Source organism: Treponema sp. R8-4-B8 (assembly GCF_054786175.1).
Genome location: NZ_BDHE01000023.1, coordinates 1 through 13,432, shown reverse-complemented (window position 1 = coordinate 13,432; position 13,432 = coordinate 1). Strand labels below are relative to the sequence as shown.

Annotated in this window: 14 protein-coding genes; 4 read left to right on the top strand and 10 right to left on the bottom strand. The window is 41.5% G+C overall.

Annotated features, from left to right (window positions below; all coding sequences use genetic code 11):
• On the top strand, positions 1-599 hold a 599-nt coding region (locus tag ACYVRA_RS05090; protein ID WP_461251667.1), incomplete at its 5' end, for a beta/alpha barrel domain-containing protein.
• A 44-nt stretch (positions 600-643) separates the two neighbouring features.
• On the top strand, positions 644-2,305 hold the full coding sequence (locus ACYVRA_RS05085; protein WP_461251666.1) for a nucleoside kinase: 1,662 nt from the start codon (positions 644-646) through the stop codon (positions 2,303-2,305).
• Positions 2,306-2,564: 259 nt separating this feature from the next.
• On the opposite strand, the gene ACYVRA_RS05080 is transcribed toward ACYVRA_RS05085, so the two are convergent.
• Both ACYVRA_RS05080 and rpmB read right to left on the bottom strand, forming a co-directional pair.
• On the bottom strand, positions 2,565-3,134 hold the full coding sequence (locus tag ACYVRA_RS05080) for a hypothetical protein (RefSeq protein WP_461251665.1): 570 nt from the start codon (positions 3,132-3,134) through the stop codon (positions 2,565-2,567).
• Between the two features lie 9 nt (positions 3,135-3,143).
• On the bottom strand, positions 3,144-3,335 hold the full coding sequence (gene rpmB / locus ACYVRA_RS05075) for a 50S ribosomal protein L28 (protein WP_461251664.1): 192 nt from the start codon (positions 3,333-3,335) through the stop codon (positions 3,144-3,146).
• A 322-nt stretch (positions 3,336-3,657) separates the two neighbouring features.
• On the opposite strand from rpmB, the gene ACYVRA_RS05070 reads away from it, so the two are divergent.
• Together ACYVRA_RS05070 and ACYVRA_RS05065 are read left to right on the top strand one after the other, a co-directional pair.
• Entirely contained in the window at positions 3,658-4,194 is a 537-nt protein-coding gene (locus ACYVRA_RS05070; RefSeq protein ID WP_461251663.1) for a GNAT family N-acetyltransferase, read from the top strand.
• Positions 4,194-5,687, top strand: coding sequence for a hypothetical protein (locus ACYVRA_RS05065; RefSeq protein WP_461251662.1), 1,494 nt, complete (start codon positions 4,194-4,196; stop codon positions 5,685-5,687). The genes ACYVRA_RS05070 and ACYVRA_RS05065 overlap by 1 nt, the downstream gene beginning before the upstream one ends.
• A 152-nt stretch (positions 5,688-5,839) precedes the next feature.
• Here ACYVRA_RS05065 and ACYVRA_RS05060 read toward each other — a convergent pair whose 3' ends face one another.
• From ACYVRA_RS05060 to ACYVRA_RS05025, 8 genes are all read right to left on the bottom strand, one after another.
• Positions 5,840-6,982 carry an extracellular solute-binding protein gene (locus ACYVRA_RS05060; protein WP_461251661.1) on the bottom strand — a complete coding sequence of 381 codons (1,143 nt, stop codon included), beginning with the start codon at positions 6,980-6,982 and terminating at the stop codon, positions 5,840-5,842.
• A 98-nt stretch (positions 6,983-7,080) separates the two neighbouring features.
• The gene (locus ACYVRA_RS05055) at positions 7,081-7,845 is read right to left on the bottom strand and encodes an ABC transporter permease (RefSeq protein WP_461251668.1); all 765 of its coding nucleotides are present in this window, start codon (positions 7,843-7,845) and stop codon (positions 7,081-7,083) included.
• Positions 7,846-7,951: 106 nt separating this feature from the next.
• The gene (locus ACYVRA_RS05050) at positions 7,952-8,791 is read right to left on the bottom strand and encodes an ABC transporter permease (RefSeq protein WP_461251660.1); all 840 of its coding nucleotides are present in this window, start codon (positions 8,789-8,791) and stop codon (positions 7,952-7,954) included.
• Between the two features lie 41 nt (positions 8,792-8,832).
• Positions 8,833-9,972 carry an ABC transporter ATP-binding protein gene (locus tag ACYVRA_RS05045; RefSeq protein WP_461251659.1) on the bottom strand — a complete coding sequence of 380 codons (1,140 nt, stop codon included), beginning with the start codon at positions 9,970-9,972 and terminating at the stop codon, positions 8,833-8,835.
• Positions 9,973-10,280: 308 nt separating this feature from the next.
• Positions 10,281-11,018, bottom strand: a complete 738-nt coding sequence (truA, locus tag ACYVRA_RS05040) for a tRNA pseudouridine(38-40) synthase TruA (RefSeq protein WP_461251658.1) — start codon at positions 11,016-11,018, stop codon at positions 10,281-10,283.
• A gap of 1 nt (position 11,019) precedes the next feature.
• The gene (locus ACYVRA_RS05035) at positions 11,020-11,895 is read right to left on the bottom strand and encodes a DUF2225 domain-containing protein (RefSeq protein ID WP_461251657.1); all 876 of its coding nucleotides are present in this window, start codon (positions 11,893-11,895) and stop codon (positions 11,020-11,022) included.
• A 2-nt stretch (positions 11,896-11,897) separates the two neighbouring features.
• Positions 11,898-12,272 (bottom strand): holo-ACP synthase, encoded by a 375-nt coding sequence (locus ACYVRA_RS05030; protein ID WP_461251656.1) that lies wholly within the window; start codon positions 12,270-12,272, stop codon positions 11,898-11,900.
• Positions 12,269-13,243 carry a CdaR family protein gene (locus ACYVRA_RS05025; protein WP_461251655.1) on the bottom strand — a complete coding sequence of 325 codons (975 nt, stop codon included), beginning with the start codon at positions 13,241-13,243 and terminating at the stop codon, positions 12,269-12,271. Before ACYVRA_RS05025 ends, ACYVRA_RS05030 begins: the two co-directional genes overlap by 4 nt.
• Between the last annotated feature and the right edge of the window lie 189 nt (positions 13,244-13,432).

Genomic DNA, 13,432 nt, shown 5'->3' with positions numbered 1-13,432 from the left:
TCTCCAACGATCTTGACGAGAATATAATTGAAACGCTCGTGAAAGACGGCGCGCCCGTAAACAGTTGGGGAGTGGGAACCCGCCTTGTAACCGGCGATAACGCCGCCGCATTTACCGGCGTGTATAAACTTGCCGCCCTCAGAGGAAAATCAGGCGTAACCCATGTTACGCACGTTACCCCAGTTATGAAATTTTCAGATAACCCTGAAAAGACGACAAATCCAGGCATAAAACAAGTTTGGCGCATTAAGGATAAAAACGGAGCCGCAATAGCGGACGTGTTAAGCGTAGACGATGATGACGACGTATTAAAAGCCGGACAACGCTATTCCTTCTGGCACCCTTCCGCGGATTACCGTCATTTTGTTTACACCATCGAAGGAAGCGCGGCCGCGCTGTTGAAAAAACGCATTGAAAACGGCATCCTGACCGCGCAGCAGCCTCCGCTTGAGGAAATAAAAGCCTATGCCGCGTCAGATATTGAAAGTTTTGATTCGACTTATAAAAGGCTGTTGAATCCACATATTTACAAAGTTTCCATAACCGATAAATTGCGTTCTCTTAAACTTGAGTTGATACAGAAACTGTTAGGAAATTGAGAGCGATATTTCACAAAAAATATTTTTTATGATATAATGATCCCATGAATAACGTACAAATTAGATTTATCAATATTGATAAAAAGGTAGTCTGCCCTTACGGCACAATCGCTTTGACTCTAATTGAGAATTTTGGAATACCGCCTGAGAAAATTGCGGCAATCAAGGAAAATAACGAATTACGCCCCCTTGGAACGTCTTTGCTTGTGAACGCGGCGGTTGAGCCTGTCCTTATGGACTCTTCCGAAGGCGCTATGGTTTATCGTCGCACGCTTTCTTTTGTTCTTGCTATTGCGGCGCGGAAAATATTTCCAAAGGCCGGCGTGTATGTAGGACATTCGCTTGGAAACAGTTATTACTATACGTTAAGCTCAGGCGAAAAGCCGAACGAAAACGACGTTAAAGCCCTCGCCGATGAAATGCGTAATATTATTAAAGAAAATCTTCAGATAACGTTTAAATATCTTTCTTATGAAGAAGCCTTGCAGTTATTCAAAGAAAACAATCAGACTGACACGGTGCTTCTCCTTGATCATAGAAGCTCCCCGCTCATCAAGGTAAACGAATGTAAAGGTTATATGGATATTTATGTGCAGCCGCTTCTTTCGCATACCGGGCTTCTTAGCGTTTTTGAGCTTATGCCATATCAGGACGGTTTTTTGCTGCGCTTCCCAGGCATCGGCAAGGGTAATACAATCGACCCATTTGTTGATGAGCCTCAGCTTTTTCAGGTTTACAGCGATTATAAAAAATGGGGAAAAATTATCGGCGTGCGCGTCGTAGGGGAACTGAACGCCCGTATCGCCAACAGGAATTTTCAGGAGTATATCAGAATAGCGGAAGCCCATCAGGAAAGAATGTTAGGTGATATTGCCCGCCTCATTTGCAAAGAACGCGATAATATCAAAATGATTTTAATTGCCGGCCCTTCCAGTTCTGGAAAAACGACAAGCGCCAAACGTCTGGAAATTGAGCTTATGGTCTCAGGTTTAAAGCCAATCGCCATCAGTCTTGACGATTATTACAGGGGGACGAAGGAAGCTCCAAAGGATGAAAAAGGCGAGCCCGATTATGAATGTTTGGAAGCGCTTGACGTTCCGTTCTTTAACGAGCAGTTGCAGGCGCTCTACCGGGGAGAGGAAGTAACGCTTCCCGTATACGATTTTAAAACTGGCAGCCGCAGGGAAGGCGGCGGCAGAAAAATAAGGCTTGGAAAAAATAACGTTTTAATTGTCGAAGGCATTCACGGCCTTAATGAAGCGCTCACCTACAGCATCGACAGAAAAACAAAGTATAAAGTTTACGTGTCGGCGCTAACGCAGTTAAATCTTGACGATCACAACCGCATTCCAACAAGCGACAACAGGCTTCTAAGGCGCATGGTGCGCGATTCCCAATTCAGGGGGATGCAGGCGGCAGGCACTATTAAGATGTGGCCGAAAGTGCAAGCCGGGGAACGCAAGCATATTTTCCCGTTCCAAGACACCTCTGACACCGCTTTTAATACCGCGCTTGATTACGAGCTTTCAGTTTTAAAATACTACGCCGACCCGCTGTTACGCGTGATTAAACCGGGTATGACCGAATACGCCGAAGCGGTAAGACTGCTTGCCTTCCTTGAAAACTTTATCCCAATCCCGCCCCAGTATGTGCCTGGGACGAGTATCCTGCGCGAGTTTATCGGAGGGAGCGAGTTCAAATACTGATAAATACTTACAAAAAGAACTCTCGCAAAGGCGCAGGAGTCTGTAGGAAAAGTATTTTTCGCAAAGAATCTCACGCAAAGAACGCAAAGGCGCAAAGGACGCAAAGTTGTTGTTTGCAAGATCGTCGTTTTTCCTTCAATATTTGTAGTTAAAATAATATATTTAGTTAATAATGGGCTATCGGATAGGAACTTTGCGCCCTTTGCGTCTTCGCGCCTCTGCGAGATAAAATTTAAGAATAATGTTTTGTGAAATATTCTTAAAGACCCAGGGCGATACAAATTTTACTTTTAAATTCTTTTTCGGGTGTTTTATTTTTTAAATAGTCTGTAATTATTTGCCGTACTACGGGGGGGAAGCTGTTCCAGTAGCGCTCGGGCCATGCGCCCATTTCATCGCGGAGGCTTTTGTCTGTCGATTCATTCATTTCGCCGTGAGAGAAAGAGACAAATTGTTCAATCATGGAGAGGAGTATGTCGGGAGGTAGTGCGCTGCCCTGGCTGGTTTTTCCGATACCGTCGGGAAGCCATGCCTGGCATAGTTCGTTTCTCTGCTTGTCGTTAAGTTCGGGGGCGTGTTCTTTCAGTATTTTTAAAATCATTTCCTGAACTGACTTTTTCATGCTTTCGATGCCGCCGCTAATTCCCGCGTTGATTTTTTCAGTAATCTCTTTGGACATTCTTTGCGGGTCGGGCATATTGCCCACTGTTTTAAAAACCATTAAATCGCGATGGCGGCGCATGACCGCTTCCGCCAGCACTTCAATTGAAACGGCGTCGCTTTTATTGAGAATATAATCTAGCGTTTGTACCAGTTCGGGATCCGCCATTTGACAGGACTATACTTTTTTGGTGATATAGTCGCTTTTTAGGCACCTTGTGCAGACTTTCAGCTTCTTTGTAGTGCCGCCTACTTCGGTCTTTACATTTACCAAATTGGGTTTCCATGTCCTGCGTGTGCGGTTTTTGGCATGGCTCACTTTATTGCCGGTTACTGTATGTTTTCCGCAAATATCACAAGTCCGTGACATATTATCCTTCCTTAAAAAAGCCCTTGTGGGGCGTAAATAAATGGCTCTAAACGCCGTATTTTTTTGTATCCGCCGTTTTTGACAGATACCGAAAATATATCAAAAACTGGAAATAATGTAAACCCCTATAATTGTAAAATTTGATGCGATTTTACGCTGTTTTTTCCCTGTAAAGATGCCACTGAAACTCTATAAAAAACGGCTGATATTTGCCATCTAAACGACTCTTGAAATTTTGGCCGTCCAAGTAGTAGAATGTCTTAATATCATCATCATTGAGTTAAATACATTCTAACAGTAAAGGCAAACAAATGGAGAATATATGGAAAAAATAGAAGTTGTAAAATGGCAGGAAGGAATAAACCTTAAAGGTTTCAATCGGCAAGAAATCTTTGATTCTATTCAGGAAATAGATATGTCTGTTTTTCATGAAAATGGATTGGCTACCCAACAAAGCGATATTGAACGTTATGAAGCATATAAAGATTCATATATTTTTGCCATTTATGAAGAAAAAATTATAGGATACCTTTGTTATTTTCCTATAACCGAAGAATTTTATGAATCGGTTATTGAAGGATTAAAGGTGTATGATGGAGATATTGCAAGTACGGATATTTGCAATTTAAAAGATAATAATAACTATATTTTCTTATTATCAATTGCCATTAAACCTGAATTTCATAAAAAAGGAATTTCTAAATTATTTTCTGAAATTCTTATTAAAGAATTTTCAAATATAAAAATAAAAGATATTGTATCTTACGCGTTTACTGAGGCTGGCGAACATTTCCTTAATCATCTTGGACTAAAAATTTATAAAGAAATGGAAGATGATATAAAATTAATGAGGTCTTAATGAATAATGATAATTTTGATTTGGTTCTTGCTATTCCCTGTAATACTATCAGAGGAAAAGTGATTGAGCCAACACCTGAAATGTTTTATAATAACTTCTGCGACAATTCTTTAAAATACAATGAAAAAGAGTTTAAAATAAAAAATGCCGCTTATGATAATAAATCAAACATATTGGAGTATGCTAAAATATTCTGTGAACGAATAGAAAAACATAGCGAATATGAATTAATTTTTAGTGATGAATCAAGCAATATTACATTTGAAAGGAAACCTATGGCGTTTGGACAGGTAATAATTTATAATGATGAATTAAACGATGACTATACTCCGCAATGTTGTTATAATTTTTTTGCCGTACTCAGTAATTTGTTTGTTAAAAAATTAACTCTTATGTCATCAGAAAAAAGTAATTCATCTTTCAACAATCATATTTTTAATATTGTTTATTTTGTTGTACCGGATATAAATTATCACGATTTAACGCTGTTGATGGATCAATCTCACGAATTATGGTGTCATTTTGGCGGAAAAATAGATTCCAACAGCACTAAAATATTTTTTTTGGACTATTTAAAAAATAACTTTGGCTATAAATATTTTGGAAAGATTTATCATATAATATTTTCAGATATAAATCAATTTGAGGCGATTAATGATATTCATAATAAGGGTAAATTATTTAATATATTGGCCGCAGAAGAATATAAAGATAAATTTAGCCATCAAATAGAATTGTCGGACAGTACTAACGAATATATATATTCCGATGGGAGAAGGACTAAAAATTTTACCTTATCAAAAAAAGAAAAATTTTATGATGACTATAATATGTATAGTTCATATAAAGCTTATGCTTCAATTTACGCATATTATTATATTATTAATGAAGAAGATAAAGATTTATTCTGGAAAAGAATATCGCCTGATCCTAACAATCAAGATTTTAGCAGTGAGGGAAATATATTATTTATTTTAGAAAATGAAATATTTAAAATAACAGCCTGCCTTGTTTCAAGCATGGAAATATATGAACAAATAAATAACCCTATTCCTAATATGGTAGAAATTCAAAATATGTTTAGGCACTTTATTAATACCAGACCTCTGTTTGAGAAACTAAATTATCGATATTTAGGCGCTCAAGTGGAAGCGGATTTTATTTTTCAACAGTTTCGTATAAATGATATGTTTGCCGATTATGATAGAAAAAGAGAACTTTTAAAGAACTATTGTGAAGTAAATAACTCGATTATTTCAAACAAGAATGCGATAATATTAAGTTTGATGGGCTTGCTTTTTGCGTTTATTACAGGATGGGATAAATTCTCATTAATATCAACAATATTTAATGCTGAATTTAAAATAATTTGGGATATTGAATTGATAATTCAAACTATTATTTGGTTGTTTGTATTTATAATGGCAATAATTGTTATTCAGCCGGTAAAACGCATCAAAAAAGTAATAAATTGGTTAAAGGCAAAAAAATAAAAAATTAATATGAAAAGAAAGACAAATACTCGATAAAATTAAGCTCTGTGCGTTAGCTTAAAACAGATGTTTATGACATCCCGCTAAAAGCGAAATGTCGTAAACATCTTAAAATCTCTTTTGTTATCTGCTCACTTGCAACGGCCAGATTGTTATTCGCCAGCCCTTATGGAGTTAAACCATGCGTCATTGTAGAGGTCTAAATTGGGACCAAGATCAAACTTGATTTCCACATTTAACAGATCCTCCGCCTCGTACATTGGAGCCTTTTTTTTAAACTTACGGGCAGGTACATTCGCTGTTGCTGGAAAGCCAAACTCATCAGTAAACTCGGCGTAAATATCCGGTCTGTGAATAAAGTTAATAAATTGATGCGCGAGTTTTATGTTTTTTGATCCCTTTAATATGCACATGCTGTCAATATATGCGGGACCTCCTTCCCGTGGAAAGAAGAATACGGTGTTTGCCAGCATCTTTTCATCTTCGGCAATTTCTTCAAATACTACTTCAGGATACCCTTGAACTACCCAGAACTCCCCGTTGGCAAAACCTTTGCCGAACGCGTCCGCGTCAAATTTTACAAGATTCGGTTTCCATGAATTGTTGATAAGGTCCCTTGCCCTTGTTATCAGCGCCTTATCCGTAGTGTTCACCGAATAGCCGCAAAAGGCGAGGGCGTCCCCTATTACTTCGCGCATGTCGTCTAACATTGTCATGCGGCCGCGCAGGTCTTCTCTCGCGAAGATTGACCAGCTTTTTTCAAAATTGGGAACTTTTTCCTTATTTACGCATACGCCCGCCGCTCCAAAATAATAAGGAACGGAATATTCCATATTTGGATCATACTTGGCGTTTATAAGAACAAACGGATCTATGTTAACAAGATTCGGAATTAACGATTTATCTATCTTTTCAAGCATATTCTGCTGTATCATTATTGACGTATAATCAGCCGACGGGAAAATAATGTCGTAACCGGTGCCTCCTGATTTAAGTTTAGCGTACATGTCTTCGTTAGATGCAAATTCATCGTAAATAACCATAACATTGAACTCTTTCTCAAACTTTTCAATCACGGAATCCGGCGTGTAGTAAGTCCAGTTGTAAATGTAAAGCTTTTGCTTTTTCTCACAGCTTCCCGCCAAAAAAACAATCAGACCCAATATGCATGCCGCAGTTAATCTGCGTACCGCAGCTAAGCTGCGTACAGTACGTTTCTCTTGTTTTGAACGTAAGCCTCCTTGAGTCTGACTAAAGACCGCGTCCGAATTGGGTAGTTCCATCTTTTCCTCCATAAAATCCTCCACAAAAAAAATATTTTTAAGCTTCAACGAAGCTTGCTTCAACGAAGCTTAAGTTTTAACGAAGCTTAAGCTCCGTTGAAACTTATTCATTATTTGGCGGCAATGTACTTTAAAAATTTTCTAAGCATAACGCAAAGAAGTACGGTGCCTAAAATCATCACGACGGAAAGGGCGCTTATTAATGGCGTAACGCCGCCCTTTCTTGTAATAGCCGAATATATAAAAATCGGCAGAGTGGAAGAGCCGGGGCCGGCTACAAAGAATGTTATTACAAAGTCTTCCAACGATAATGTAATCGCCGTAAGAAGTCCGGAAATAATGCCCGGCATGCATATCGGAAGAGTTACTTTAAACAGCGTTTGTTTTTCGTTTGCGCCAAGGTCGGCGGCGGCTTCTATTATTGAAAAGTCAAATTCATCAAGCCGCGCCATGACCATTAAAAATACAAACGGAAGGTTAAAGGTTGTGTGCGCGACAAAAATAGTGAAAAGCCCGAGCGGGATGCCGATGCCTGCAAAGAAAATTGAAAGTGAAACGCCAATAATAATTTCCGGCAGAATCATGGGAAGGAATGAAATTGTCTGAACATAGCCGCGCATCTTAAATCTGTACCAGTTAATTCCTATCGCGCCTATGGTTCCTATCACCGTAGCAGTAGCCGCCGACGATACGGCTATAATTAGGCTGTTTCTTAAAGCCCTCCACAGTTCGCGCGAGCCTAAAAGTTTTTCGTACCACCTCAGGGAAAACCCCGTCCAATTCATGCTTGTAGACGCGTTAAATGAATAAACTACAAGGACGAAAAGCGGCAAAAACAGAAAAATAATAGTAACTAAAAATACGGTCTGCGACATTGAAAAACGCTGTCTATACGCTCGTTTCGCGTGCCTTGCCGCCTCGCCCAGATTTTTTGGCGACCTTAAAGAGGTGATAATTTTTGCCGCTATGCTTTGACCCAAATTACACCCCCTCCGCCGCCGTTTTATGCGCTTTAGCTTCGGCTGTTTTTGAAGCGTCTTTTTTCTGTATATACATCATCCATACTACGCCGATTGTCGTCACTACTGTTAACACCATGGAAATCGCGGCGGCGCGGGGCCAGTTACGCGATTTTAAAAGCTGGTCGGCTATTATGTTTCCAAGCATGTAGGAATCCATGCCGCCGACAAGGAGCGGAACCGCATAAGCGCCAAAAATGGGGATGAATGTGAAAAGAACCGCTGTAAACATACCGCCTCTGATATTGGGAAGCAATATTTTTATCATCGACGTAAGTTTGTTCGCGCCAAGATCACGCGCCGCCTCCAGAAGCGAAAAATCAAATTTATCTATGGTGGAAAATAAAGGCAAAATTGCGTAGGGCAAATACATGTAAACTAACACAAGGATAACGGCTTTTTGGTTGTAAAGGAACGGTATAAAATCTTTAACTATTCCAAGCCGCGCCAGCGTTTCATTAAGGAAACCGTTGTTTCCAAGAATGGTCATCCACGCGAATACCCTGATAAGAAAGTTTGTCCAGAATGGGATGATGATAAGGAGCAAAAGCAAGGTTTGATGTTTGCTTCTTGCCATGCAATAACCGCAGGGAAGCGCGATTAAAATTGTAATAACGGTAGCGATTAATGAAGTTATAATAGTGCGAAGGGTGATGCTTAAAAATACGGGGTCTGAAAGATAACGGTAAGCTTCAAAAGACAGTTCTTTTTCTACGCCGCCGTATAATCCTTTTTTTAAGAAACTGTAAAGGATGATGATGATAATCGGCGCAAGGAAAAAAATAGTGAACCAAACCGCCATTGGGGCGGAGTAGAGCGGGCCGTAATTCTTGGCCTTGAGGTTCAACTTTTCACCTCGACAATGTAGCCGTCAACGGCGCTCCATGAAAGAAAGACGGAATCCTTCCAGCGGATGTCCGGCCCCTCGTCTGAATAATTGGCGTGTTGTTTTATCACGCGGATAAGAGTCTTATCCTGCACCTTAACATAGAACTTTGTCTGAAAACCCGAATAAATAGGCTCATCTACTATTCCCTGCAAATGGTTTATATAAGAACGTTTTGTAGTCGGCATTTCTTTTGTGATGACAATTTTTTCCGGCCTTATTGTAAAGCTTACGTGCTGTCCGACTTTTACTTCGTCAACGTCAGTAACCTTAATTTTGCCTAACTCAGGGATTTCCACTTCCGCAAGATATTCCGTTTCATCGCTGCTTTCGTTTATCTTTACTTTTTCCACGCTTGTAATAATGCCGTCAAAGAGATTGGTTTCCCCGATAAAATGGGCGACAAAATCCGTGGAGGGGCTTTCATAAATTTCATGCGGAGTGCCGATTTGTAAAATATCGCCCTTGTTCATTACCGCAAGACGGTCTGAGACTGAAAGCGCTTCCTGCTGATCGTGCGTCACATAGATGAACGTTATGCCGATTTCATCGTGGATGCGGTCAAGCTCTATCAGCATGTGCTGCCGCAGTTTCGCGTCAAGGGCGGAAAGAGGCTCGTCAAGCAACAGCACTCGCGGCTCATTTATTAGAGCGCGGGCGATAGCCACCCTTTGCTTTTGTCCGCCCGATAATTGGTTGGGCTTTTTATCGGCATGGCCTTCAAGGCGGACAAGGTTTAAGTACTGTTCAACTTTAGATTTAATTTCCGATTCGGAAAGTTTTTTTAACCGCGGCGAGAAAGCGACATTTTCAAATACTGACAGATGGGGAAATAAAGCGTAATTTTGGAATACGGTATTTGTATGGCGTTTGTTTGGGGGCAGGGAAAGCACATTGTTTCCGTCCAGTGTCAGCGTTCCTTCATCGGGATGTTCAAAACCGGCAATGATGCGCAACAGCGTAGTCTTTCCGCATCCCGACGGTCCAAGCAAGGAAAAAAATTCTCCCTTTTTAATTTCAAGGCTCACATTCTTGAGCACTTCGAAATCATCAAAGGATTTACAAATCCCGTTGATGACAACATTGCTACCTATCAATATCTTCCTTCCAGCCTCCCTTCAGGAGCAATGCGCCGGGCTTCACGGCGCGGCATCATCCCGAGCCGTCCAGATTTTTCGTCTATGTGAACAATGGGGATTTTTTAAAAACTTGTCAATAGGTTTTTAAAAATATTTTCCGAAGATCTCACACAAAGATCACAAAGGTAAAAAGATCACAAAGAGGGGAAAGGGGTTTTTGTCCGAGGGCTATGCGTGGGCTTCACGATAAGATAACGGACATAAACCCCTGACTCTTCTTTGTGTTCTTCTCTTCCTTTGTGTTCTTTGTGTGAAATTCTTGGCGGTTAATACTCAACCTGCCATAGGAATAGTCCCTGAGGAGGCAGGGTAGGGCCTGCAAAGGAACGCTCTCCTGTGGCGATGATTTCGCGCAGTTTTTCAGGAGGGGTGGAGGTTTCTTCGTAGTGAAGGAAGGTGCCGGCTACGGAGCGGACCATGTTGCGGAGGAAGGCGTTGGCGCAAATTTCAAAAATAAGGGAGTCCCTTTCCGCGTAAAAATATGCCCTGTAAACATAGCGGTTTTTGGAGGCGCTTGTGTCTCCAGCGCCCGCAAAAATGGAGCAGTCGGTTTCCCCAAAAAGCAGCCTTCCGTATGCGTTAAGCAGTTCAAGGCGCGGGAAACGGCGTAAATGCAGGTTATAACGGCTTTCATGGGGCAGAAGAGGGCGGCAGATAAATTGATAACGGTAAATCCGCGCCTTTGCGCTGAAGCGGGCGTGAAATTCGCCGTCTGTTTCGCTGGATTCAAGCACCCTTACATCATTCGGCAGTGAAGAGTTCAGCGCGGGAGTGAATCGATCTGCGGGAATGCTTTCAATATCCGTGTAAAAATTTGCCGCCTGTCCAACGGCATGAACACCGGAATCAGTCCTTCCTGAACCTGTCAGATTTACAGGATGGCCGTGCATTTTTTCAAGCGCGTCTTCTATCACGCCCTGCACAGTTTTTTCATTATCCTGCCTCTGCCATCCGTGAAAATCAGTTCCGTCATAGGCGATGATAAGCTTGATATTTCTTTCCATGTTATTCGTTTACGGAAAGGTCCTGATTGATTGTATCGTAGAGTTTTCTTGCCAGTTCAAGAAACGCGCCCGGTTTGTCTTTGGACGCTTTGCCCATGCCGAATAGTTTTGCGATTGTACGGCGGGCGTCTTCAAGAGACATTTTTCTTTCTTCTTCGTTATGTGCGGGACCGAATTTATAACGAAGATAGGCGCACATGTACAACATTCCTTCGTAAGAATAATTTTTATCCGTGTCGGGACCGAAAGCTTTCATGCCGGAAAGAGTTTCCCTGCCGCTTTGTTCGCGGGAAAGGGCCTCATTGTAAAGGTACTGCGCTTTTTTTCTGAACAGAGTGCCAAGCCAGTCATAATGCTGGCCGGGATATTTGGCATTAAGCTCGTCTAAAAGCCAAGCGCATCTAATAGCGGCAAGTCCCTGTTTAATTGTAGGTGAAGTCGGCTTGTTGTAATAGTCATAACAGCGTAATGTAAGATATAAAGAAGCCGCCCCGTCCATCAATGTTCTGTTTTCATGGAATTCAACATTTGGAAAAACAAGCTGGGTTTCTTTCATTCGTTTTTCCATGTCGTCTTTTACCTTTCTCGCGTTTTCCTTTGGCAGTAACAGGAAATCCGCTTCCATCGATGAGAACCAGCATTCAGGGCAGACGATTGACTCGTATACAAGCGGAAAAATCACCCCGTATTTTTTTGAAGGTTCGTAACACCTGTGAAGCTCCTCCGTAAGTTTTCCCGCTATCAATCTTCCGCCGCCAGAGAAAAGCTCTTCTTTACGGAATATCGCTCCGCACGAAGGACAGGTATACTCTTTTTTTGACAGATAAGTTAATTTTAACTCTTTATCTTCATCTTCAACTTTCTTTTTTCTTACCATTTTTACGCCCCCTCCAAAACGATCATGGCAACCGCATTCTCCCTTTCATGGGTAAGGGAAATATGCGCCTTGTCCGCGCCCGACTTTTCAAACGCTTCTCGCGCGGTTCCCGTTAATTTAATATCCGGCTTTCCCTTATCGTCGTTAATTACAATAATATCTTTTAATTCAATTTCCGCAAGCCCGCTTCCAAGAGCCTTGCCAAAAGCCTCTTTCGCCGCGAATCTAGCCGCTAATGTTTGAGCCGCGCTGTTTTTTCTGGAAAACGCAAGGGAAATTTCCTCCTGATGAAAATACCTGTTAAGCAGCGCCGAATTGCCAAGCCAGCGTTCCATGCGTTTTACTTCGACTATATCAACGCCGATTCCCGTAATCATTCTTCGCCGCCTGTTAATGCGCCGCTTGTTAATGCGTCGTTTGTTAAAGCGCCGCTTGCGTTTTCCACCGGACTTTCCGCCCTTCTCTCTCGCGCGATACGGCTGATTGTTCCCCTAAATTCCAACAAATTGCTTCCGTAAATAGACAGCATAGGGTTATCATTTTTTATGTTAACCATAACGGTAAAGTCGTTATACCTTCCGTCAAGGTTAATTGTTTCCGTGTTAAACTCAACATGGCCGTCAAGTATTGAACGCGGGCCTTCGACAATTACGCTTGACGGGATTAGCGACTGGTTGGCAAGCTCGTAACCTTCGGCTACTGTTCCGCTTAATACTGGAAATACGCTGACGTTACGTGTCACTTTTTGTTCAAGAAGAATTGGTATTTCAATCGGAAGAACGGATATTTCCAAAGGCTCAACACCAAGAGCGCCGCCCTTTTTGCGAATTTGAACTGGCACCCTGTAATTTCCTTCGTTAGAGTATCTTGCAAGATCGATATATGCTTCGATGTCTTCCGCGATGATTTTTGTGCCGGTATCAATAATATTTTTTAAATTTATCTTTCGTGGAAAAACAACTAACATTCCCCTTCTTTTTTCAGAGAGAAGTTCCGCCGCGGTTACAACAGCGTCAAGTTTTCCGATATTCGCGATGGCGTTAGGCTTGAAAAATTCCGTCTGCCCCAGGCGCAGCACTATTTTTCTAAGTTCGGGCTGAAATACGATCGCGATTGCGATAAAAAGGCCGGGGGCGATTATTGTAAGCGCCCAGCGCAAAGTTGTAAGGTTAAGAAACCACGCTATGCCGTAGACCAGAAAGAGAAAACCCGTCCCCTTAACCAGCGGAAGGGCCTGGGTTTTTTCCAGAAGCTCATACCCCTTGTACAAAATAAAGGCGAGAAGCACTATATCCAGCACAGGGCGGATATACTCATATATAGAATGAAGCCATTGAAACCAACTCATTGTTATCTTTATTTATACTATAATTTGACAAATTCGACAATCGCTATAAAAGAAAAAAGAAGCGCAGAAAAAAGTCCGCGCTAAGTATAAAGAGCCCTTTTATTGGGCAGCGTTTGTAATGATGGATTAGAGGGAAAGTGAGAAGTGAGTAGTGAATAGTGAGCAGTGAGCGAAGTTAGCAAGCGGAGC

Coding starts and splice junctions, on each gene's coding strand:
- ACYVRA_RS05085 (WP_461251666.1), top strand. CDS start 644: ATGAATAACGTACAAATTAGATTTATCAATATTGATAAAAAGGTAGTC.
- ACYVRA_RS05080 (WP_461251665.1), bottom strand. CDS start 3,134: ATGGCGGATCCCGAACTGGTACAAACGCTAGATTATATTCTCAATAAA.
- rpmB (WP_461251664.1), bottom strand. CDS start 3,335: ATGTCACGGACTTGTGATATTTGCGGAAAACATACAGTAACCGGCAAT.
- ACYVRA_RS05070 (WP_461251663.1), top strand. CDS start 3,658: ATGGAAAAAATAGAAGTTGTAAAATGGCAGGAAGGAATAAACCTTAAA.
- ACYVRA_RS05065 (WP_461251662.1), top strand. CDS start 4,194: ATGAATAATGATAATTTTGATTTGGTTCTTGCTATTCCCTGTAATACT.
- ACYVRA_RS05060 (WP_461251661.1), bottom strand. CDS start 6,982: ATGGAGGAAAAGATGGAACTACCCAATTCGGACGCGGTCTTTAGTCAG.
- ACYVRA_RS05055 (WP_461251668.1), bottom strand. CDS start 7,845: ATGTCGCAGACCGTATTTTTAGTTACTATTATTTTTCTGTTTTTGCCG.
- ACYVRA_RS05050 (WP_461251660.1), bottom strand. CDS start 8,791: ATGGCGGTTTGGTTCACTATTTTTTTCCTTGCGCCGATTATCATCATC.
- truA (WP_461251658.1), bottom strand. CDS start 11,018: ATGGAAAGAAATATCAAGCTTATCATCGCCTATGACGGAACTGATTTT.
- ACYVRA_RS05035 (WP_461251657.1), bottom strand. CDS start 11,895: ATGGTAAGAAAAAAGAAAGTTGAAGATGAAGATAAAGAGTTAAAATTA.
- ACYVRA_RS05030 (WP_461251656.1), bottom strand. CDS start 12,272: ATGATTACGGGAATCGGCGTTGATATAGTCGAAGTAAAACGCATGGAA.
- ACYVRA_RS05025 (WP_461251655.1), bottom strand. CDS start 13,243: ATGAGTTGGTTTCAATGGCTTCATTCTATATATGAGTATATCCGCCCT.